Origin of the sequence: Sphingomonas sp. ASY06-1R (assembly GCF_052180265.1) — a bacterium.
GTDB lineage: Bacteria > Pseudomonadota > Alphaproteobacteria > Sphingomonadales > Sphingomonadaceae > Sphingomonas_I.
This window is the reverse complement of record NZ_CP197464.1, coordinates 2208791-2229302: the sequence shown is the minus strand read 5'-3', so window position 1 is coordinate 2229302 and position 20512 is coordinate 2208791. Positions and strand designations below refer to the sequence as shown.

The window sequence follows — 20512 nt, the reverse complement described above, 5'->3', positions numbered from 1 at the left end:
GCTTTCGTTTCGGTTGGCGAATCATCTAGGCGGATGTGCGGTGGACCAGTAAGGGGCCCCACATGACCGTACCTTTGTCTGTCCTCGTGATCGAGGATGAGCCGCTCATCGCCATGATGATCGAAGATTTTATCGAGATGCTGGGCCACAGGCTGGCAGGTTCATGCGACAGCGTGGCCGAGGCGCTGACCAAGGTTGAAGAAGGCGGCTTCGATGTCGCCATCCTCGACGTCAATCTGCGCGACGGGGCTTGCTGGCCAGTAGCGGATGCATTGCGCCAGCGCGATGTACCGTTCGTGCTGGCAAGTGGCGGCCATGTCGAGCCGCCGCCCGCCGCGCATGCCGATGCGTTGCAATTGGCGAAGCCGTTCACGCTGGACGGTATCAAGGACGTCCTGGCAAACATTCCACGCCGCTGACCGACTGCGCGACGCGGTGTGCCCGCGATAAAGTTCTACTCTTGTTCTAACGGAACATTCCGTGTACGAAGCGTTTCACGCGTTGAACGTGCGGATGACTTCCTCTAGCGACAAGGGCTCGGGATATGGCAGCTTCTCTGAAGGTGATCGACGGCGATATGGCTAGCACGGGCGAACGACAAAAGGCGCTCGACGCCGCATTGGCGCAGATTGATCGCGCTTTCGGCAAGGGCTCGGCAATGAAGCTCGGTAGCCGCGAGAAGATTGAGATTGAGGCGATCTCGACCGGTAGTCTCGGGCTGGACATTGCGCTTGGCATCGGCGGATTGCCGCGCGGGCGCATCGTCGAAATTTACGGGCCGGAATCGTCGGGTAAGACCACGCTGGCGCTGCATGCCATTGCAGAAGCGCAGAAAGCAGGCGGAACCGCGGCGTTTATCGACGCAGAACATGCGCTGGATCCTGGTTACGCCAAGAAGCTGGGCGTCGATGTCGATAATCTGATCGTCAGTCAGCCCGATACGGGCGAGCAGGCGCTGGAAATTACCGACACGCTGGTACGCTCCAACGCGATCGACGTGTTGGTGATCGATTCGGTGGCCGCGCTGGTTCCCCGGGCGGAGATTGAGGGCGAGATGGGCGACAGCCATGTCGGCCTGCAGGCGCGCCTGATGAGCCAGGCACTGCGTAAGATCACCGGCTCGATCTCGCGTTCGCGTACCCTGGTTATCTTCATCAACCAGATCCGCATGAAGATCGGTGTGATGTACGGCAATCCGGAGACGACCACCGGTGGCAACGCGCTGAAATTCTACGCGTCCGTCCGGCTCGACATCCGGCGCACCGGGCAGATCAAGGACCGCGACGATATCGTCGGCAATGCGACGCGCGTGAAGGTCGTCAAGAACAAGGTCGCGCCGCCGTTCAAGCAGGTCGAATTCGACATCATGTATGGCGAGGGCGTGTCGAAGGTCGGCGAGATACTCGACCTGGGCGTCAAGGCCGGGCTGGTCGAGAAATCCGGTGCCTGGTTTAGCTATGACAGCATCCGCATCGGTCAGGGCCGGGAAAACGCCAAAAATTATCTGCGCGAGAATGCAGACGTAGGCGCCCGCCTCGAAAAGGCGATCCGGGCGAATGTCGCAGAAGTGGCCGAAAAGATGATCACCGGACCAGAGCCGGACGACGACGCCTGATCCTTTTCTCATACGCTTAAAGGAAGGCGCGGGACCCTTGGGCTCCGCGCCTTTTTCATCGGTTTCGGCGCAATTGGCACCATGGCTTCGCTCTTGCCGCAAGCGGGTTGGGGCGCTTATCCTCGGCTATGGCCCTATCGCCCATGTACCAGCCGAACCGGCGCCGCCTGATCGCCACGGCCGCGCTCCTGCCATTACTGTCGCTGTCCGATGTGGTCCGGGCCGCGCAACCGGATCTGTCTGCGTTGCGGCCGATGACGGCCGATATCAAGCCGATCGGCCGGGCGGAGCGGGCGCAACGGCTCGCTCGCGCCCAGGCGCTGATGCGCGCGAGCGGGATCGGCGCGGTGCTGATCGAGCCGGGATCGTCCCTCGTCTATTTCACCGGCATCCGCTGGGGGCGGAGCGAACGTCCTTTGCTCGCCATTCTGCCGGTTGAAGGCAATCCCTGTATCATTTCGCCCTTCTTCGAAGAGCCGCGGATGCGCGAAACGCTGGGTATCCCGGCCGAAGTGCGCGTGTGGCAGGAGGATGAAGATCCTCTCGCGGTGGTGGCGGGGCTGCTGAAAGACCGCAAGCTGCTCGCGCGCCCGATCGGGATCGAGGAAAGCGTGCGCTTCTTCATCCCCGATGCGCTGGCCCATGCGGCGCCGGATGCCCGGATCGTCTCGGCCAACCCGGTGGTGCGCCGTTGCCGGATGATCAAGACCGCGCCGGAGCTGATGCTCATGCAGCGCGCGACCGACATCACGATCGCGGCCTATCGTTGGCTTCATCCGCGGGTGGAGCGCGGCATGACGGGCAGTGACATCGGCGCGCTTATGGATGCCGCTATGACCAAATTGGGCGGCTCGCCTGAATTCAGCATGGCCCTGGTCGGGGAGGCGGCGGCTTATCCCCATGGGACAAAGGCGGTCCGGCGGGTCGATGCCGGTCAGATTGTGCTGATGGATTGCGGCTGCACGGTCGAAGGCTACCAGTCGGACGTGTCGCGTACCTTTGTATTCGGTGCCGCAAATGCCCGGCAGCGCAAGGTCTGGGATCAGGTGCATCAGGGGCAGCAGACCGCCTTCCTCGCCGCACGCATCGGCCATCCGGCCGGAAGCGTCGACGATGCGGTCCGCCGCCTTTATACGAGCTTCGGCTATGGACCGGGCTATAAGCTGCCCGGCCTTTCGCATCGCACCGGCCATGGCATCGGACTGGACGGTCACGAGCCGGTCAACCTCGTCCATGGCGAGGCGACCTTGCTCGCACCCGGCATGTGCTTTTCCAACGAGCCGGGCATCTACATACCCGGAAGCTTTGGCGTTCGGATCGAGGATTGCTTCTACATGACGCAAGCCGGGCCGACATGGTTCAGCGAGCCGCCGCCGTCGATCGATCAGCCGGTCTAGCGGCGCGCAGCAGGCTGTGCCGCCACGCCCGCGCAACGCTATCGTCGTTACGGAGAGGCTGCCGCTTGAGAAGGGCGTTCCCCTCCACTAAGTCGCAGTCATGACATCCACCAACGACATCCGCCGCTCCTTCCTCGATTATTTTGGAAGTGCGGGCCACCGCATCGTGCCGTCGGCGCCGTTGGTGCCGCATAACGATCCGACGTTGATGTTCGTCAATGCCGGCATGGTGCCGTTCAAGAACGTTTTCACGGGCCTGGAGACGCGGCCTTATTCCACCGCCACGTCCAGCCAGAAATGCGTCCGCGCCGGCGGCAAGCATAACGATCTGGACAATGTCGGCTATACCGCGCGCCACCATACCTTTTTCGAGATGCTGGGCAATTTCTCGTTCGGCGACTATTTCAAGGAACAGGCGATCAGTCACGCCTGGACCCTGCTGACGCGCGAGTGGGGCTTGCCCGCGGACAAGCTGACGACCACGGTCTATCATACCGACGATCAGGCGTTCGACCTGTGGAAGAAGATTGCGGGCCTGCCCGATCATCGCATCATCCGGATCGCGACCAAGGATAATTTCTGGGCGATGGGATCGGACGGGCCGTGCGGACCCTGTTCCGAAATCTTTTACGATCATGGCGATCATATCCCCGGTGGCCCTCCGGGCAGCCCGGACGAGGATGGCGACCGGTTCGTTGAGATCTGGAACCTGGTGTTCATGCAGTTCATGCAGGAAGCCGACGTCATCGTCAGCGACCTGCCAAAGCCCAGCATCGATACCGGCATGGGCCTCGAGCGGGTCGCCGCCGTGCTACAGGGTGTCCACGACAATTATGATACGGATACGTTCAAGGCACTGATCGCGGCCTCCGGCGAGCTGACCAAGAGCGCCACCAATGGCGCCAATACGGCGTCCCATCGCGTGATCGCGGATCATTTGCGCGCGTCGGGTTTCCTGGTGGCCGACGGCGTGCTCCCGGCCAATGAAGGGCGTGGCTATGTGCTACGCCGCATCATGCGCCGCGCGATGCGCCATGCCCATCTGCTCGGGGCCGCGGAGCCGCTTATGTATCGGCTGGTGCCGGCGCTGGTCGCCGAAATGGGCGCGGCCTATCCGGAACTGGTGCGCGCGCAACCGTTGATCGAGGAAACGCTGCGGCTGGAGGAGACGCGCTTCCGCCAGACGCTCGCCAATGGTTTGCGCCTGCTGGATGAGGCCACCGGAACGATGGGAGAGGGCGATACGCTGCCCGGCGCGGTCGCGTTCAAGCTCTACGACACGTTCGGCTTCCCCTACGACCTGACCGAAGACGCACTGCGCGCGCAAGGTTTGAACGTCGATCGATCGGGTTTCGACGCCGCCATGGCCGAGCAGAAAGCGGCTGCGCGGGCCGCGTGGAAGGGCTCCGGCGATAAGGCGTCGGACGATATCTGGTTCGATATTGCCGAAGAGCAGGGCGGTACCGAATTCATCGGCTATTCCGGCCACGAAGGCGACGCGCAGGTTGTCGCGTTGGTCAAGGATGGCGTGCGCGTACAGCAGGCAGGCGAAGGGGAGGACGTGACGATCCTCACCAACCAGACGCCTTTCTATGGCGAGAGCGGCGGGCAGATGGGCGATGCCGGCACCGCTGACAATGAGGATGGTTTTCGCGCTGTCATCAGCGACACCTCCAAACCGCTCGGACGGCTGCATGCGCACAAGGCGCAGATCGGCGCGGGCAGCATCAAGGTGGGCGACGCCATCCATCTTTCGGTCGACGTGACGCGTCGCAATCAGCTGCGGGCCAACCATTCGGCCACGCACCTGTTGCATGCGGCATTGCGCCACCGCCTGGGCGGACATGTGACACAGAAGGGTAGCCTGGTCGCGGCTGAACGGCTGCGCTTCGATTTCTCGCACCCCAAAGCCCTGACGGCGGAGGACATCGCGGCGGTCGAGGCCGAGGTGAACCGGCATATTCGCGAGAATGATGACGTCACCACCCGGTTGATGACGCCTGAGGATGCGATCGCTGCCGGCGCCATGGCGCTGTTCGGCGAGAAATATGGCGACGAAGTCCGCGTCCTGTCGATGGGGCAGGGGGAGGATGCGCCCTGGTCGGTCGAGCTGTGCGGTGGCACCCATGTCGGCGCGCTCGGAGATATCGGCGTGTTCAAGATCATCGCCGAAAGCGCGGTTTCATCCGGTGTCCGCCGGATCGAAGCGCTGACCGGCGAGGCTGCCCGTTTGTGGCTGACCGGCCGCGAGGAGCGACTGCGGGAGGCGGCGTCGGTCCTCAAATCCTCGCCGGAGGAAGTGCCGGCGCGCGTCGCGGCGCTGATCGAGGAGCGGCGTAAGCTGGAGCGTGAACTGGCGGATGCCAGGAAGGCGCTGGCATTGGCCGGGGGTGGTGCTGCCAAGGCGGATGCGCCTGCTGCGGAGCAGGTCGCGGGCGTCAACTTCATCGGACAAGTGATCGAGGGTCTCGATCCCAAAGGCCTGCGCGGCTTGGTCGATGAGGCCAAGAACCGCGTCGGATCGGGCGTAGCCGTTCTGGTCGCGGTCAATGATGGTCGTGCCAGCGCCGCGGTCGGCGTTACCGACGATCTTGTGGCGCGCTTCTCTGCCGTCGATCTGGTCAAGCAGGCGGTTGCTGCGCTTGGCGGGCAGGGCGGCGGCGGTCGGCCCGATATGGCGCAAGGCGGCGGCCCGAACGGTGCGAATGCCGCCGATGCCGTATCGGCCGTTCGCCGCGCGCTCGACAATAGTCTGGTTGCGGCGTGAGCTAGGATTTCGACGGAGGCCCATGCGCACGCTTGTGCCTTGGCATCCGTCTGACTGAGAAGATCTCAAGGCGGGATGCGCGCGCCTATGGCAAAAATGCCGGGCGCCTCCTAAATCTCGTCTTCAGGGAGTCACGAAAGCATGAAGCGAGAACTCATCGCTTATCTCGATTCGATCAAGGCACGCGATCCTGCGCCGCGCTCGCGGTGGGAGATCATGTTATATCCCGGCGTCCTGGCGCTCGGGATGCATCGGCTCGCCCATTGGCTGTTCAACGGGGAGCTCTATTTCCTTGCGCGGCTGGTGAACCACCTGTCCCGCTTCCTGACCGCGATCGATATCCATCCCGGCGCGCAGATCGGCGCGAACTTCTTTATCGATCATGGTTTCACCGTGATCGGTGAGACGGCCAAGATCGGCAATAACGTGACCATCTATCAGAACGTCACGCTCGGCGGCACCAATCCCGCCGATGGTGTGGGTGGCCAGCGCCACCCGCTGATCGCGGATGATGTCATCATCGGCTCGGGGGCGCAGGTTCTGGGGCCGATCCTGGTCGGGCGCGGGGCGCGTATCGGCGCCAATGCGGTGGTGACGCGGGACGTGCCCGAAGGCGCGACAATGGTCGGCATCCCGGCGCGCCCGACCCTGATCGATGCCGACACCTTCAACAGTTTCGTGCCTTACGGTACCCCCTGCACGGAGCGGTTCGATCCGCAAAGCCAGCAGCTCGAATTGCTGAAATGCGAGGTCGAGACGTTACGCGGGAAGCTCGCCAAGCTGATCGATGAACGGGATGCGGCGGCGGCCGCCATTTCGACGGACCGCCAGTCCGCCTGATGGGGATCGTCACGCCCTTCCCATCGCAGGCGCCCATCCAGGTGGCGTTCGACCGGGCCGAACTCCAGCGCATTCTCGATCTGTATGGCAGGATGGTCGCGGCCGGACGGTGGCGGGATTATGCGATCCAGTTCGGGAAGGATGCCGCAGTCTTCGCCTGCTTCCGACGGGCGGCGGAACGTCCTGAATATCGCATCGAGAAGCGTCCGGCGCTGCGTCAAAAGCAGGGCGAATGGGCGTTGATCGGCGAGCATGGCGTCGTACTCAAGCGGGGCCATGAGCTCGGCCCGGTGCTCGCTCCGGTGGAGCGGAAGCTGCTCAAGCTGGTTGACGAGTAAGCGACGCCCGGCGGCTCATAGCTGAGCGCGGGGCGTTACCACTATAACGCGGTCGAGCACGGGCAGCCGCGCTTGCAGATCTTCCGGCAGAGCGCTCACCACGATCCTTCGGACATTGTGCCAGAAGGCGGATAGCAACAGCAGCGCCGATCCGATCACCAAGGCGGTCAGCGCGATATTCAGGCTGACGGCGCCCGCCTGGCGGAACAAGGCCGCCAGCGCGCTGAGCACGTAGATCAGCGACGACACCAGCAGCGCGCGGCGATCCACCGCCAGCGCCACAATGCCGAAGGCAACATAGAGCGCGAGTACGATCAGGGCTTTGCCGGCACCGATCTCGCCGCCGAACACGCCCAGCAGATTGAATACGGGATGCGCGATCATGGGCGCGGCGGAAAGGTGCAGCCAGAAGGCGACATCCGAACGCCGGGTCTGGCGCAGCCGGTCCGACATGTCCCACCACATGGCGAACGCGAACACACATAGTCCGCCGCCCAGCATGATCCACAGCCAGTAGCGTTGCGCGGACGGAAAGGCGGCCATGAACAGGCTGACGAGGGTCAGAACCAGCGCGCCCGTCAAGGCAGCAATCGTGATCGGAACGTGAAAGCGTCGCCAGTGAAGCCAGGCCGCGCCAGCGGTCACCAGCCCGATGGTCGCAAAGATGGCCGAACCCGTGCGATCGCTGCTGGTCGCCGGGATGAGCGAGCCGATGGCACCGCCGGTCGTGGCGGCAATCGCGTAGACGAACGTGCCGAGCAAAACGATACTGGGCAGCGCCATGCGGCGCTTGCGGGTGAAATATTCGGCCAATCCCCAACTGGCCGCCGCTACGAGCAGGCCCGCAACCCAAATACCGTGCATCCATTGACGCAGGCCGGCATCACTGCCCGCGCTCCTGTCAGCCGGTACCGCGACGCTGAAACCGATCCAGGCGATCGCCGCCAGCAACAGGATCGCGGCGATGGTGACGAAGATGTCGTTGAAGCCGGTAATCAGCCGGAAGCTTTCCTCATCGACCGCGGATGTCGCGCTTGATCGGGCGACGCTGTCGCGCAATGCCGCGGCGGCGGCGGGCGTGATTGCGCCGCTGGCGACGGCCGCTTCGATATCGGATTCGCTGTACATTGATGCTCTCCCTGCGGAGAGCGGTCTACCATAAGTGTATTGCTAAAGCAATACACTTGCCCCGATCAGGCGGTACCCTCGGCATCCAGGGCATAACCGGCGGAGCGGACGGTCCGGATCAGATCGGGCTGATCGCCCAGGTTGATCGCCTTGCGCAGTCGACGAATATGCACGTCCACCGTGCGCGGCTCGATGTCGCTGTCGCGGCCCCAAACGGAATCGAGCAGTCGCTCGCGTGAGAAGACGCGGCCCGGATGCTCCATGAAGTGGCGGAGCAACCGGAACTCGGTCGGCCCGAGCGCCAGCGCGACGCCATCCCGGCGCACCTTGTGGTCGGCGATGTCCATCTCGATGCCGGAATAGGCCAGCCGCTCACCCGCCAGCGCGGGGCGTACCCGGCGCAGGACGGCGGCGACGCGCGCGACCAGCTCGCGTGGGCTGAACGGCTTGGTGACATAATCGTCGGCGCCGGTTTCCAGCCCGCGGATGCGATCCTCTTCTTCGCCGCGCGCGGTCAGCATGATGATCGGAACGTTGGCCGAATGGCCGGCGCGCCGCAGCCGGCGGCAGACCTCGATCCCGGAAAGGCCTTCGATCATCCAGTCCAGGAGGACGATGTCGGGCGGCCCTTCGGCGGCGAGCAAAAGTGCCTCCTCGCCGTCGGCGGTATGCTCGACGACATGACCTTCGCGACGCAGGTGCCACGTCAGCAATTCGGCGAGTGCCTCGTCGTCCTCGACGAGAAGAATGCGTGCTCCTGCCATGGCTTCAGACAGCGGGAGCCAACGCATCGGCACCTCGCGCGCGTTCGGGCATTTGTTCGCCGGTTGCGGCATAATAGATCATCTCGGCAGCATTGGTGGCGTGATCTCCGATCCGCTCGATATTCTTTGCGATGAACAACAGGTGCGTCGACGCGCCGATGTTGCTCGGATTTTCCATCATATAGGTCAGCAAGGCGCGAAACAGGCTGTCGTACAGATCGTCGACTTCCCGATCGCGCACGCTCACCTCACGCGCAGCCTCGGCATCGCGGGCGGCAAAAGCGTTGAGCACGTCGTGCACCATTTCGGATGTGGCCCGCGCCATCGCCGGCAGGATCGCCAGCGGCTCGATGCCCCGCATGTCCTGCAGCAGCGGAACGCGCTTGGCGATATTCTTGGCATAGTCGCCGATACGCTCGACCACGCCGGCGATCTTCAGCGCGGCAATCACTTCGCGAAGGTCGTCGGCAAGCGGGGCGCGCAGCGCGATCAGGCGAACGACGCGAAGCTCTGCCTCGGTTTCAAGCGCATCGATACGCTTGTCGGCTTCGACGATCCGGGCAGCGGCTTCGGAATCGCGGCGAATGAGCGCCTGCACCGCACCGTCGATCGCGGCCTCGGCCAATCCGCCCATTTCGGCAACGAGCGCACGCAATTCGCCGAGATCCTCGTCGAACGCTTTAACTGTATGCCCGCTTGTCGCCATCATGCACTCCTTGAGGCCCAATGCGGCACCTCGGCGTCACTTTTATGACACTGCGGGCGGGGCCAGGGGAAGCTCTACTGTGACAGTGGTCCCTTCGCCGACAATACTGGCGATATCCAGCTTGCCGCGATGGCGTTCGACGATGTGCTTGACGATCGCCAGTCCAAGCCCGGTCCCGCCGATGGCGCGGCTGCGCCCCGGATCGGCGCGATAGAATCGCTCGGTGAGCCGCGGCAGATGTTCCGGACCGATGCCGTCGCCTTCGTCCGCCACGCTGAACTGGGCGAGATTGGCCGTCATCGTTAGCACCGCGCGTACCGGCTTGCCTTCCCCGCCATATTTGAAGGCGTTGCTGATGATATTGTGCATCAGCTGATGCAACTGACCCCGGTCGCCGATGACGGGCACCTTGCGCGGCGAGGCGATCGACAGGCGTTCCCCGTCGCGCCGTGGCCGGAACTCATCGGACACTTCGCGCAGCAATGTGGCGAGATTGACCAGATCCTTGGGCGGGAAGTAGCGATCGGCCTCGATCCGGGAGAGCGACATGAGGTCGTCGATCAGCCGCTGCATCCGCCGCGCTTCCTTTTCCATGATCGACAGGAAGCGGAGGCGCGTTGGCGCATCTTCGGGGCCGTTGGCTTCCTCCAGCGTCTCGATGAAGCCGATCAGGGAGGCGAGCGGCGTCCGCAATTCGTGGCTGGCATTCGCAACGAAATCTACGCGCATCTGCTCGGCGGCACGCTGCGCGCTGCGGTCGGTCAGCCGCAAGAGCCGGCGTCCCGGGCGGATCGTCCCCGCGGTCAGCTCCCAAAGTCGCTCGTGGCCGCCGAACCCGTTCAGGGTCACCGGACCATCTTCGTCGCCGCTCAAGACAGGGGCCGCGGCTGGGTGGCGGATGGCCAGCCTGACATAATCGCCGACGATATGTTCGCCCAGCAGCGTTCGCGCGGCGCTATTGGCGTGGCTGATGTGAAAGCCGTCGAGTAGCAGCAACGGCTCGGCGACCGCCTCGATCAGATCGTGCGACGGATCCTCCGGCGCCGGCTTGCTTTCCGCGATCGGGCCCGAGCCCAGCCGGGTGAAGCGCGGCAAAGCCATCTAGCCCAACCGTTCCAAAGCCGGCAGCAGAGCGTCGAAATGATCGATCAACGCCGACGCGCCCAGTTCTTCCGGCGGGCGATCGGCGAAGCCGAAGGTCAGGGCGATACAGGGCAGGCCTGCCGCGCGCGCGGCATCGGTATCACTGATCGAATCGCCGACGAACACCGCCCGGCCGCCGCCGGCCCGCGCGACGGCCTCGCGCACAGGCGCCGGATCGGGCTTGCGCGTCGCCAGCGTGTCGCCACCGACGATCGCAGCGAAGCGCGTCTCCCAGCCCAATGCCGCGATGAGCTGGCGGGCGAGCGCTTCGGGCTTGTTGGTGCAGATGGCCAGTTTCATCCCCGCGGCGGCCAGCGCCGTCAGGGCCTGCTCGACACCCGGATAGGGCACGGAATGGTCGGCGATGTGGTGGCCGTAATAGTCCAGGAAGATCGGCATTGCGGTGTCGACCAGCGCGTCGTCGACGTCCCCCGTCGCCGCCAGTCCGCGCCGCAACAAGGTCCGTGCGCCATGGCCCACCATGCGGCGTACGCGCTCTTGTGTCAGCGGCTGCCTGCCCATTTGAGTAAGGGTATGGTTGAGCGCGCCGGTCAGGTCCGCGGCGCTGTCCACCAGCGTCCCGTCGAGGTCGAAGATGACGATGTCGAACGCTGTCCGGCCCATGGCCGCGCCCTTACCTATGGATATGGCCTGCGCAAGCGGAACATGGCAAAGATTGGCATATGAACGACAATCCTCTTGCCGCCATCATTCTTGCCGCTGGCAAGGGCACCCGCATGAAGTCCGATCTGCACAAGGTGCTCCATCCGCTGGCCGGCAAGCCGATGCTGGGACACCTTACCGATGCGGTGCAAAGTCTTGGTGCGGTGCGGACCGTGATCGTGACCGGCGCCGGACGCGAGCAGGTTGTCGCCTTCGCGACGCCGCTCGGTCTGGAGGTGGCCGTGCAGGCGGAGCAGCTTGGCACCGCGCACGCCGTCCTGCAGGCGCAGACCGCGCTGGCGGGCTTCGACGGCGACGTCCTGATCCTGTATGGCGATGTGCCGCTGGTCTCGCCCGAGACGATGGCGCGAATGGTCGCGCGACTGCACGAGGGCGATGCTCCGGCGGTCGTCGTGCTGGGATTTCGACCGGCGGATACGTTGCGTTATGGGCGCATCATTGCCGACCATGGCCGCATCGTGAAGATGGTCGAACATAAGGATGCCAGCCCCGCCGAGCGCGCGGAAACCTTGTGCAATTCGGGCCTGATGGCGGTGCGCGCATCCGATGCCTGGCCGCTGCTCGGCCGGGTCGGCAACGCCAATGCGGCGGGCGAATATTATCTGCCGGATATCGTGATGCTGGCGGCCGAAGACGGGCGCCACTCGGCGGTGATCGAAACCGGTGCCGACGAAGTCGCCGGCGTCAACAGCCGCGCCGAACTGGCCGAGGTGGAGGCGATCTGGCAGAAACGTCGGCGCGTCAGGGCAATGGAGGAAGGGGCCAGCCTGTTAGCGCCGGACAGCGTCTGGTTTGCGTGGGATACGGCGATCGGGCGCGATGTCACGGTTGGCCAGAATGTCGTTTTCGGACCAGGGGCAAGGATCGCCGACAAGGTGACGATCCACGCCTTCTGCCACATCGAGGATGCGAGCGTCGCGAGCGGGGCGATCATCGGCCCTTACGCCCGGCTCCGTCCGGGGGCGGAAATCGGCGAGAACGCCCATGTCGGTAATTTCGTCGAGATCAAGAAAGCGCGGTTGGGGCGGGGTGCCAAGGCCAATCACCTGACCTATATCGGCGATGCGGATGTTGGCGCCGGCACGAATATCGGCGCCGGCACCATCACCTGTAACTATGACGGCTTCGGCAAATACCGCACCCAGATCGGTGCGCGGGCCTTCATCGGATCGAACAGTGCGCTGGTCGCCCCGGTTACGATCGGCGACGGTGCGATGGTGGCGGCCGGATCGGTCGTGACGAACGACGTGCCTGGGGATGCGCTGGCGGTGGCACGCGGCGTTCAGGAGAATCGCGACGGCTGGGCGCTGCGCTTCCGGGAGCGCAGCAAGAAGGGCTGACCTGTCCATTCAGGTTGGTGCAACCGAATCAGGCGCTTGGGCCTGCGCGGTTGATGGAAGGGAGAATATCGTCGTGTGCGGCATCATCGGTATCGTCGGCAAGGAAGAGGTCTGCGAACGGCTGCTGAGCGGGCTGCGTCGGCTGGAATATCGCGGCTATGATTCCGCCGGTATCGCGACCGATCATGACGGGGTGATCGATCGCCGCCGCGCGCCCGGGAAGCTCGATAATCTGGCCGCGGTCCTGCGCGATGATCCGCTGCCGGGCCGCACCGGGATCGCGCACACGCGCTGGGCCACGCACGGCGCGCCGACCGAGGATAATGCCCATCCGCACGCCACCGGCCACGTCGCCGTGGTCCACAACGGGATTATCGAAAACTTCAAGGCGCTGCGCGAAGAGCTGCAGGCGCGCGGGCGCGTGTTCACCAGCCAGACCGATACCGAGGTGGTCGCCCACCTGGTGTCCGAGCAGGTTGAGGCGGGCGCCGAGCCGGCGGTGGCGGTCGCAGCAATTCTCAAGCGCCTGCATGGCGCCTTTGCGCTGGCGATCCTGTTTCGCGAATATCCCGATCTGCTGATCGGCGCGCGGCTCGGTTCGCCGCTGGTCGTCGGTTATGGCGAAGGCGAAACCTATCTCGGGTCCGATGCGCTGGCGCTGGCGCCGCTCACCCAGCGCATCTGTTATCTCGATGAAGGCGACTGGGTCGTCATCACGCGCGATGGCGCGCAGATTTTCGATGCCCAGGATCAGCCGGTCGAGCGCCCGGTGGTCGAATCTGGCGCAATGGATGTTGAGCTGACGAAGGGCAATCACCGCCACTTCATGCTCAAGGAGATTTACGAGCAGCCGATCGTGGTCGCGCAAACGCTGCGATCTTATTTGCGGCGGCTGGAAGAGTCGGTTTCGATGCCGACCGAGGATTTCGATCTGGCGTCGGTAAAACGTATTACGATCGTCGCCTGCGGAACCTCTTTCTACGCCGGCATGGTCGCGAAATATTGGTTCGAACAATTTGCGCGTGTGCCGGTCGACGTCGATGTCGCCAGCGAGTTTCGCTATCGCTCGCCGGTGATGGAGCCGGGCGGGCTCGCGCTGTTCATCAGCCAGTCGGGCGAGACTGCGGATACGCTGGCGGCGTTGCGCCACGCACGCGCCGAAGGGCAGAAGATCGCGGTGGTGGTCAATGTCCCGACCTCCACCATGGCCCGCGAAGCCGACCTGTTATTGTCGACGCATGCCGGGCCAGAGATTGGCGTCGCATCCACCAAGGCCTTTACCTGCCAGCTCGCCGTATTGGCGGCGCTCGCGGTCAATCTCGCCCGAGCCAAGGGACGGCTGAGCCATGAGCAGGAGCGGGTGATCGTCCGCCACCTCGCGGAAGCACCCGCCGCGCTCAACGGCGCGCTCGCTTATGATGAAGCGATCGAGCAGATGGCACATCATATCGCGGCGGCACGCGACGTCCTCTATCTGGGCCGCGGGCCGGATTACCCGCTGGCGCTGGAGGGCGCGCTCAAGCTGAAGGAGATCAGCTACATCCACGCCGAAGGCTATGCCGCCGGCGAAATGAAGCATGGCCCGATCGCCCTGATCGACGAAGCCGTGCCGATCATCGTCATCGCTCCCTCGGGTCCGTTGTTCGACAAAACCGTCTCCAACATGCAGGAGGTGCAGGCGCGCGGTGGCAAGGTCGTGTTGATCTCCGATTACGATGGTATCGCCGCTGCGGGCGACGGCTGTCTCGCGACCATCACCATGCCCAAGGTACATCCCCTGATCGCGCCGTTGGTCTATGCAATTCCCGTACAGCTGTTGGCCTATCATGTCGCAGTGCTTAAGGGCACCGATGTCGATCAGCCGCGCAACCTCGCCAAGAGCGTCACGGTAGAATGACACTGACACGCTGAAGGGGGACGAATGCGGGGGGCGGTTTGGCGCGCGGGGTTCGCGCATGGTGCGATATTGGCAATATGTGCCCTGTCGGTGCGCCCGGCGTTTGCGCAGACTTCGTCCGGGCCGCCAGCTAGGCCGGATGAAACTGCGATCAGTTCCCAATCGGCGGAGCAGATACGGGTCCGCGATCGTGCGCAGCGCAAGCGCAGCGGTGACATGTCGCCCGCGAACGAGCAGGCGGATACGCAACGGCCGCCGCCGCCCGGTCTGGCGGGCGACTGGTTCGGGCTGAAGCAGGTGCTGGCCGACAAGGGCATCGGCGTCACCGCGCGTTATGCGTCCGAGACCGCGTTGAATGTCACCGGCGGACGCCGCACCGACATCACCGAGACGGGGCAGCTGGACGTCGGCGCGCTGATCGATCTGAAGAAGCTGGTGGGTCTGGAAGGCGGTTCGGTCCAGGCCACGATCACCTATCGGCGTGGCCACGATCTCGGCCAGCGCGCCGGCCTCGGCGTCTTGCAGCAGGTGCAGGAGGTCTATGGCCGCGGACAGACGATCCGGCTCACGCAATTCTGGTACGAACAGATGTTCGGCGGCGACCGGCTGGACATGAAAGTCGGACGCACCGCGCCGGGCGAGGATTTCGCCGCCTTTTCCTGCTCTTTCCAGAACCTGTCATTTTGCGGGTCGCAGCCCGGCAATATTGCCGGCGATTATTGGTATAATTGGCCGGTCAGCCAGTGGGGTGCCCGCGCGCGGGTCAACTTCGGGATGATCTACGTCCAAGCCGCCGTCTACGAGCAGAATCCCCGCAACCTGGAGCGTGGGTTTCTGGAATGGCATTTTCATGATGCGGCCGGCGCGCTTGTGCCGGTGGAAATCGGGGCCGTCCGCGGCGGCAGATCGGGCGGACCGGTCGGTTCGTTCAAGCTTGGCGGCTGGATCAGCACCAGCGACGCGCCGGACGTGCTCCTCAACGTAAATCGCACACCCGCAATCCTGTCCGGTGATACCTATCTCCAGCGGTCGTCACGCAGCGGTGTGTGGATCAATCTTCAGCAGCAGCTCACCGGGCGCTCGAAGGACGGCAAGTCGATCAAGGGGTTGAGCCTGTTCGTCAATATGACGCAGTCCGATCGGCAGACTTCTACCGTCGATAACCAATTGTCGCTGGGCCTGTTCTATCGCGGCTTGATCCCGTATTTTACCGAAGATGTGTTCGGGCTGGGGCTTGCGCGCACGCACGTCAACGCACGCGTGGCCGATCGCCAGCGGCTTCGCGGGGAGGCGCCGCAGAGCTCCGAATATGCGGCCGAATTCTATTATAGTTTCCATCCCCGATCATGGCTGGAATTGCGTCCCAATCTGCAGTGGGTGCATCGACCCGGTGGATATCGGCATGTGGATGACGTGGGCGTGCTCGGGTTGAAGGGCGCGCTTACACTTTAGCAGGGACGCGCGAGTCGACGGTCGGCGCCAATTGCTTCACAGTCCTTCGTAGCCAGTTGTTGGGCGTTCCGTTGAAAGACTGCGATGATCCTGTGGGGAGTGTTTGTCGGTGCCTTGCTAGGCTGGTGCATAGCCGGGCTGGAAGAATGGGGCGTCATTGTCGGAGGTCTGCTGGGAATTGGCGCAGGCTGGGCGCTACGCCTGGTCGTCCGCAACGAGATTGCCCAGACGCGCGGGCGGCTTCGCCTCGAGATTCAGCAAGAGGTGCGCAACGCGCTCGAGCTGGGTCTCGATCTGCCAACGCAACCGAAACCCGCGCCGCTCACTGCTGAGAGACCCGTTTCGCAGGTTGCTCGACCGGCGATGCCGGAGCCTGCGTATAAAGCCGACGAACCCGCATCGGATGCGGCCAACGCCTCCGTCGCGGCCGCGACGCCCGCGTCGCCGCTCGTCCCGCGTGCACCGGCCCCGCCTGGCATCGTGCAAACCGCTCTGTCCGCCGCCATGGCGTGGCTCGTCGGCGGCAACACCATCGTCCGGATCGGCCTGCTCATCCTGTTCGTCGGGCTGTCGTTCCTGGCGCGTTACGCAGCGGCCGCGGGATTGTTTCCGGTCGAGCTGCGACTGGCGCTGGTCGTCGCGGTCGGCATCGCGTTGCTCGTGGTTGGTTTCCGCACGCGCGATCGCAAGCGCGAATTCTCGCTCTTGCTGCAGGGCGCCGGAATAGCGACGATCTATCTCACCGTCTTTGCCGCGGCGCGACTGTTCGAGGTCGTGCCGATGCTTGCCGCTTTCGCCCTCATGGTCATCGTCTGCGCGATGAGCTGCGCGCTCGCCTTGCTTCAGAAAGCGCAGAGCCTCGCGGCCACGGCCTTCATCGGCGGCTTTGCCGTACCCTTGCTGCTGGCCGGGGAGGGCGGCAGCGCGCTGACATTGTTCGGCTATTACACTCTGCTGAACCTCGCGGTGCTGGCTTTCGCCTATCTGCGCTCGTGGCGATTCGTGACGCTGATCGGCTTCTTCGGAACGTTCGGGGTGGCAACCTTGTGGGGGCTGACCAGCTACGCGCCGGCAGACTTCCCGACAGCGCAATTCTTCCTGATCGTGTCGGTGTTGATCTACGTCGCGGCGGCGACCTTCTACACGCGCAACACGCCCGGACCGCTCGGCCGGGTAGTGGATACGACCATGCTGTTCGGTCCCGCCTTGGCGGGGTTCGGATTGGAAGTCGGCCTGGTGCAGCATATACCCTTCGGCAGCGCATTCGCCGCGCTGGGCTTTGCGGCGCTGTATCTCGTCATGGCGGCGATCCTCATCAAGCGCGGACGCACCGAGTTGCGCGTGTTGAACGAAGCCATGCTGACGATCGGCGTTGGCTTCGTGACGCTTGCCATTCCACTGGCGCTGGGCGCGCGCTGGACCAGCTCTGCCTGGGCGGTAGAAGGCGCCGGCGCGTTCTGGATCGGCATGCGCCAGGCGCGATGGATGCCGCGCTTGTTCGGAATGCTGCTGCAGGCGATCGCCGCGTTCATCCTGCTGGCCGATCCGTCGGTCAGCAGCGTGGCACTGCCGTTCATCGATCCCGCCTTTGTCGGCGCAATGCTGATTGCGCTCGCGGCGTTGGCAACGGCGTGGTGGCTGCGCCAGCCTTTGCCGCACAGCGGATCAAAGTGGGCGGTGCGCTATGCCTCGATCGAGCAGCAGCTTGGCAAGCCTGCCTTCCTGTTCGGTTTCGCCTTCTGGTGGCTGGCGCTTGCGGCCGAGATACGGCGCGTCACGCCAGCGGCGATCGCAGGAGGTTCGGCGCTGCCCGTCATACCGATCGTGCTACAGCCGTTGCTCATGATGCTGGCCTATGTCGGCAGCGCCGCCCTTTTTGCGGAAGGCGGGCGCAAGTTGCGTTGGCCGGTCGCAACATGGCCGGCGCGCGTCACGTTGCTACCGCTGGTTTTGGCCTTCTGCGCACAGTCCCTCATGCAGCAACATAGTCTCTACGCATGGCATTGGCCGATCTGGGTCGTTGCACTGGCTGTACATTATTGGCTGCTGTTTCGCGAAGAGCGCCAGGACGCCGCCGATCGCGACCCAAGCCTGTCGCTGCTGCACCGTGGCGTCCATGTCGGCGGCGTGTGGCTGTTGGCGGCGATGATCGCCGATTGTCTCTGGTTAGGAATCGATCGCGGCGCCCTGTGGAATACGTCATGGGCCGGCGTGGTATTTCTGGTCAGCGCGGTTTCCGCATTGCTCCTGCTGACCCTTTGGGCCGCAGCGGCACCCCGCGATCGTGGGCGCGGGACGCGCTGGCCGTTGCAGGTGCACGCGATCGACTATGGTTGGTTCGCGGCGCTGCCGATCGCGGCCTTGGCCTTCCTTGGCAGTTTGGGAACCGCACTGCTGGCTTCGGGGGCGACGGCGCCCTTGCCCTACATTCCCTTGCTCAACCCGATCGATCTGACGCTGATGTTATCGGTCGGGGTCTTGCTGCTCTGGCGGCGTACCGTCCTTGCCGCCACGCCCCCGGTGCCGGGCAGCGGATGGCTGCGCGGGCGGGAGGCGTTGGTAGCGCTGGCGTTGCTCAGCTTCGTCATCCTCAACACGATCTGGCTCCGCATCGCGCATCACATGATCGGCGTGCCCTGGACCGGTACCGCGTTGCTCGAAAGCTTCGTCGTCCAGATGGGTATTGCGATCCTGTGGACGCTGCTGGCGCTGGGCCTGATGCTGTACGCGCATCGTCAATCGAACCGTGTGATGTGGCTTGCGGGTGCCGGCTTGTTGGGGCTCGTCGTGATCAAATTGCTGGTAGTCGACCTCAGCAACGAAGGCGGCGCCGTCCGGATCGTAACCTTCATGGTGGTTGGCATATTGATGCTCGTCGTCGGCTATTTCGCGCCGTTGCCGCCCAAGAATGCGGTCCGGCCGATAGCGGAGGGAGCCCCGGCATGACCGGTTTTCGCGGCATTGCTATTGCGGGCGTAGCGGCGGTTCTGGCGGGCGCTCTGGGAGCGGCGCCGGTGGATATCGGCGGCTTCGCCTTGCGGATGCCGATCGAGCCGGCGCCTGGCGGGTCGGTCCAGCGGGTCGTGCTTCCGGCGAAGGTGTTGCTCGCCCTGCAACGCGCCGACCTTGGCGATCTGCGCGTTGTGGATCGGATGGGCAAGGCGCTGCCGATCGCGCTTGCGGATGCCGAGCCAGTGCGCACGGCGGGGCGTCGCATCGAGCTGACGGCATATCCGATATTGGGCGCTCCCGGCGCGCTGAAGGTAACCGGAATGCAGGTGCGTATTGGGGAGGATCAGCGCGCGCATATTGTCGGGCTCTCCGGTGCGGTCGATGATAAAACCGGCGAGGCCGTCACGCTTGGAACCTTGCTGGACACGCGCGCAATTGCCGCGCTCGCGGCAAGCCTGTCCTTGGATGTCGACGTCCCGCAATCGCAACCGGTCACATTTCAAGTGGATGCCAGCGCCAATCTGGCGGACTGGACGCCGCTTGCGCGCAAAGTGATCTATCGCGCGGCAGCGACCGAGCAGCCCGTCACCTCCGCCACCATCCCGCTCGATGGGGCCGATCTGCGCGGCCATTATCTGCGCATCAGTTGGACGGCGGCGTCGCGCCTGCTGGCGCCGGTACGCCTCCGTCGTGCCGCGCTGACGACCCAGGATGGCACAGCCGCTGCCGGTCGGCTTCTTGTTGAGGCGACGACGCCGGCGCTGGCCGATCCTTATCATGTCCGTTTTGCCTTGCCCTTCGGGGTGCGTCCGGCGGCGTTGCGGATGATTCCCGCGGGTGGGCCGGCCATCATACCGATCAAAGCGTTCGGTCGCGAAAATCGCGAACAGCCTTGGACTTTGCTGGGCGAGGCCGTCATCGATACGGTTAAGCCCGGCAGGGCGGGGCGTCCGGCTGCAGCCGTCGAACTACCAGAGGGACGCTTCCGTGAAATCCGGATCGACGCGGACCCGCGGTCGAGCGGCTTCAGCGACGCGCCGCATGTCGAACTTCAGTTCGTACCACGACAGGTGGTCACACTGATGTCGGGCACGCCGCCATTCACCCTCGCGGCCGGATCGGCAACGGCGGACAATGTCTATCTGCCGGTCGCAAATCTGGTCCCCGATGATCGATGGGAGGATATTCCGCTGGCACATGCCAAGGATCCGGGCCAGGCGGCGGCGATGTTGGCCCTGCCGGCACCGGCGGAAGGCACGTCCCGTCGCACATTGATCCTGTGGCTCGCGCTCATTGCCGCGACCGCCATTCTCGGCGCGATCATCTGGGTGCTGTTCCGTGCGATGCGACGCGAGGCATCGGCTGCGACCAACCCGCCCGGCTAACGAGCCCCCGCATAGCAACGCGGCCGTTACCGACCAATTATTCCTGTTCTACGCCCCTGCGAAGGTGCACAATATTGGGGCGACAAAAGATCGCTGGTGGCCGC

General features: G+C 64.4%; 16 protein-coding genes. 11 read left to right on the top strand and 5 right to left on the bottom strand.

Going from position 1 to position 20512, the window contains the following annotated elements; all coding sequences use genetic code 11:
* Positions 1 to 62: 62 nt before the first annotated feature.
* From ACSBM8_RS10805 to ACSBM8_RS10780, 6 genes are all read left to right on the top strand, one after another.
* Complete coding sequence (locus ACSBM8_RS10805) at positions 63 to 419, top strand: response regulator (RefSeq protein ID WP_442678034.1); 357 nt, start codon at positions 63 to 65, stop codon at positions 417 to 419.
* A 125-nt stretch (positions 420 to 544) separates the two neighbouring features.
* Positions 545 to 1615, top strand: coding sequence for a recombinase RecA (recA, locus tag ACSBM8_RS10800; protein WP_442678033.1), 1071 nt, complete (start codon positions 545 to 547; stop codon positions 1613 to 1615).
* 143 nt (positions 1616 to 1758) lie between these two features.
* On the top strand, positions 1759 to 3012 hold the full coding sequence (locus tag ACSBM8_RS10795; RefSeq protein ID WP_442678032.1) for a M24 family metallopeptidase: 1254 nt from the start codon (positions 1759 to 1761) through the stop codon (positions 3010 to 3012).
* A gap of 100 nt (positions 3013 to 3112) precedes the next feature.
* On the top strand, positions 3113 to 5779 hold the full coding sequence (gene alaS / locus ACSBM8_RS10790) for an alanine--tRNA ligase (protein WP_442678031.1): 2667 nt from the start codon (positions 3113 to 3115) through the stop codon (positions 5777 to 5779).
* Positions 5780 to 5920: 141 nt separating this feature from the next.
* Positions 5921 to 6619 carry a serine O-acetyltransferase EpsC gene (epsC, locus tag ACSBM8_RS10785; RefSeq protein ID WP_442678030.1) on the top strand — a complete coding sequence of 233 codons (699 nt, stop codon included), beginning with the start codon at positions 5921 to 5923 and terminating at the stop codon, positions 6617 to 6619.
* Positions 6619 to 6957 carry a DUF2794 domain-containing protein gene (locus ACSBM8_RS10780; RefSeq protein WP_442678029.1) on the top strand — a complete coding sequence of 113 codons (339 nt, stop codon included), beginning with the start codon at positions 6619 to 6621 and terminating at the stop codon, positions 6955 to 6957. The genes epsC and ACSBM8_RS10780 overlap by 1 nt, the downstream gene beginning before the upstream one ends.
* A 15-nt stretch (positions 6958 to 6972) precedes the next feature.
* Here ACSBM8_RS10780 and ACSBM8_RS10775 read toward each other — a convergent pair whose 3' ends face one another.
* The 5 genes from ACSBM8_RS10775 to gph all read right to left on the bottom strand — a co-directional run bounded on the left by ACSBM8_RS10775 (position 6973) and on the right by gph (position 11322).
* Positions 6973 to 8085, bottom strand: coding sequence for a hypothetical protein (locus ACSBM8_RS10775; RefSeq protein ID WP_442678028.1), 1113 nt, complete (start codon positions 8083 to 8085; stop codon positions 6973 to 6975).
* A gap of 65 nt (positions 8086 to 8150) precedes the next feature.
* Complete coding sequence (phoB, locus tag ACSBM8_RS10770) at positions 8151 to 8849, bottom strand: phosphate regulon transcriptional regulator PhoB (protein ID WP_442678027.1); 699 nt, start codon at positions 8847 to 8849, stop codon at positions 8151 to 8153.
* 4 nt (positions 8850 to 8853) lie between these two features.
* A complete protein-coding gene (gene phoU, locus ACSBM8_RS10765) occupies positions 8854 to 9555 on the bottom strand; it encodes a phosphate signaling complex protein PhoU (RefSeq protein WP_442681561.1) in 702 nt (233 codons plus the stop codon).
* A 42-nt stretch (positions 9556 to 9597) separates the two neighbouring features.
* A complete protein-coding gene (locus ACSBM8_RS10760; protein WP_442678026.1) occupies positions 9598 to 10656 on the bottom strand; it encodes a sensor histidine kinase in 1059 nt (352 codons plus the stop codon).
* Positions 10657 to 11322, bottom strand: coding sequence for a phosphoglycolate phosphatase (gph, locus tag ACSBM8_RS10755; RefSeq protein ID WP_442678025.1), 666 nt, complete (start codon positions 11320 to 11322; stop codon positions 10657 to 10659). It lies immediately after the preceding gene.
* Positions 11323 to 11381: 59 nt separating this feature from the next.
* Between gph and glmU the strand changes: the two genes are divergently transcribed.
* The 5 genes from glmU (at position 11382) to ACSBM8_RS10730 (ending at position 20408) form a co-directional block, all read left to right on the top strand.
* Complete coding sequence (gene glmU / locus ACSBM8_RS10750) at positions 11382 to 12722, top strand: bifunctional UDP-N-acetylglucosamine diphosphorylase/glucosamine-1-phosphate N-acetyltransferase GlmU (RefSeq protein ID WP_442678024.1); 1341 nt, start codon at positions 11382 to 11384, stop codon at positions 12720 to 12722.
* A gap of 73 nt (positions 12723 to 12795) precedes the next feature.
* Positions 12796 to 14619, top strand: a complete 1824-nt coding sequence (gene glmS, locus ACSBM8_RS10745) for a glutamine--fructose-6-phosphate transaminase (isomerizing) (protein WP_442681560.1) — start codon at positions 12796 to 12798, stop codon at positions 14617 to 14619.
* 24 nt (positions 14620 to 14643) lie between these two features.
* Positions 14644 to 16071: a carbohydrate porin gene (locus tag ACSBM8_RS10740; RefSeq protein ID WP_442678023.1), complete on the top strand. Its 1428-nt coding sequence runs from the start codon at positions 14644 to 14646 to the stop codon at positions 16069 to 16071.
* A gap of 84 nt (positions 16072 to 16155) precedes the next feature.
* The gene (locus ACSBM8_RS10735; protein ID WP_442678022.1) at positions 16156 to 19017 is read left to right on the top strand and encodes a DUF2339 domain-containing protein; all 2862 of its coding nucleotides are present in this window, start codon (positions 16156 to 16158) and stop codon (positions 19015 to 19017) included.
* Positions 19014 to 20408 (top strand): DUF3999 family protein, encoded by a 1395-nt coding sequence (locus ACSBM8_RS10730; protein ID WP_442678021.1) that lies wholly within the window; start codon positions 19014 to 19016, stop codon positions 20406 to 20408. The genes ACSBM8_RS10735 and ACSBM8_RS10730 overlap by 4 nt, the downstream gene beginning before the upstream one ends.
* The last annotated feature ends 104 nt before the right edge of the window (positions 20409 to 20512 follow it).

Coding starts and splice junctions, on each gene's coding strand:
- ACSBM8_RS10805 (WP_442678034.1), top strand. CDS start 63: ATGACCGTACCTTTGTCTGTCCTCGTGATCGAGGATGAGCCGCTCATC.
- recA (WP_442678033.1), top strand. CDS start 545: ATGGCAGCTTCTCTGAAGGTGATCGACGGCGATATGGCTAGCACGGGC.
- ACSBM8_RS10795 (WP_442678032.1), top strand. CDS start 1,759: ATGTACCAGCCGAACCGGCGCCGCCTGATCGCCACGGCCGCGCTCCTG.
- alaS (WP_442678031.1), top strand. CDS start 3,113: ATGACATCCACCAACGACATCCGCCGCTCCTTCCTCGATTATTTTGGA.
- epsC (WP_442678030.1), top strand. CDS start 5,921: ATGAAGCGAGAACTCATCGCTTATCTCGATTCGATCAAGGCACGCGAT.
- ACSBM8_RS10780 (WP_442678029.1), top strand. CDS start 6,619: ATGGGGATCGTCACGCCCTTCCCATCGCAGGCGCCCATCCAGGTGGCG.
- ACSBM8_RS10775 (WP_442678028.1), bottom strand. CDS start 8,085: ATGTACAGCGAATCCGATATCGAAGCGGCCGTCGCCAGCGGCGCAATC.
- phoB (WP_442678027.1), bottom strand. CDS start 8,849: ATGGCAGGAGCACGCATTCTTCTCGTCGAGGACGACGAGGCACTCGCC.
- phoU (WP_442681561.1), bottom strand. CDS start 9,555: ATGGCGACAAGCGGGCATACAGTTAAAGCGTTCGACGAGGATCTCGGC.
- ACSBM8_RS10760 (WP_442678026.1), bottom strand. CDS start 10,656: ATGGCTTTGCCGCGCTTCACCCGGCTGGGCTCGGGCCCGATCGCGGAA.
- gph (WP_442678025.1), bottom strand. CDS start 11,322: ATGGGCCGGACAGCGTTCGACATCGTCATCTTCGACCTCGACGGGACG.
- glmU (WP_442678024.1), top strand. CDS start 11,382: ATGAACGACAATCCTCTTGCCGCCATCATTCTTGCCGCTGGCAAGGGC.
- ACSBM8_RS10740 (WP_442678023.1), top strand. CDS start 14,644: ATGCGGGGGGCGGTTTGGCGCGCGGGGTTCGCGCATGGTGCGATATTG.
- ACSBM8_RS10735 (WP_442678022.1), top strand. CDS start 16,156: ATGATCCTGTGGGGAGTGTTTGTCGGTGCCTTGCTAGGCTGGTGCATA.
- ACSBM8_RS10730 (WP_442678021.1), top strand. CDS start 19,014: ATGACCGGTTTTCGCGGCATTGCTATTGCGGGCGTAGCGGCGGTTCTG.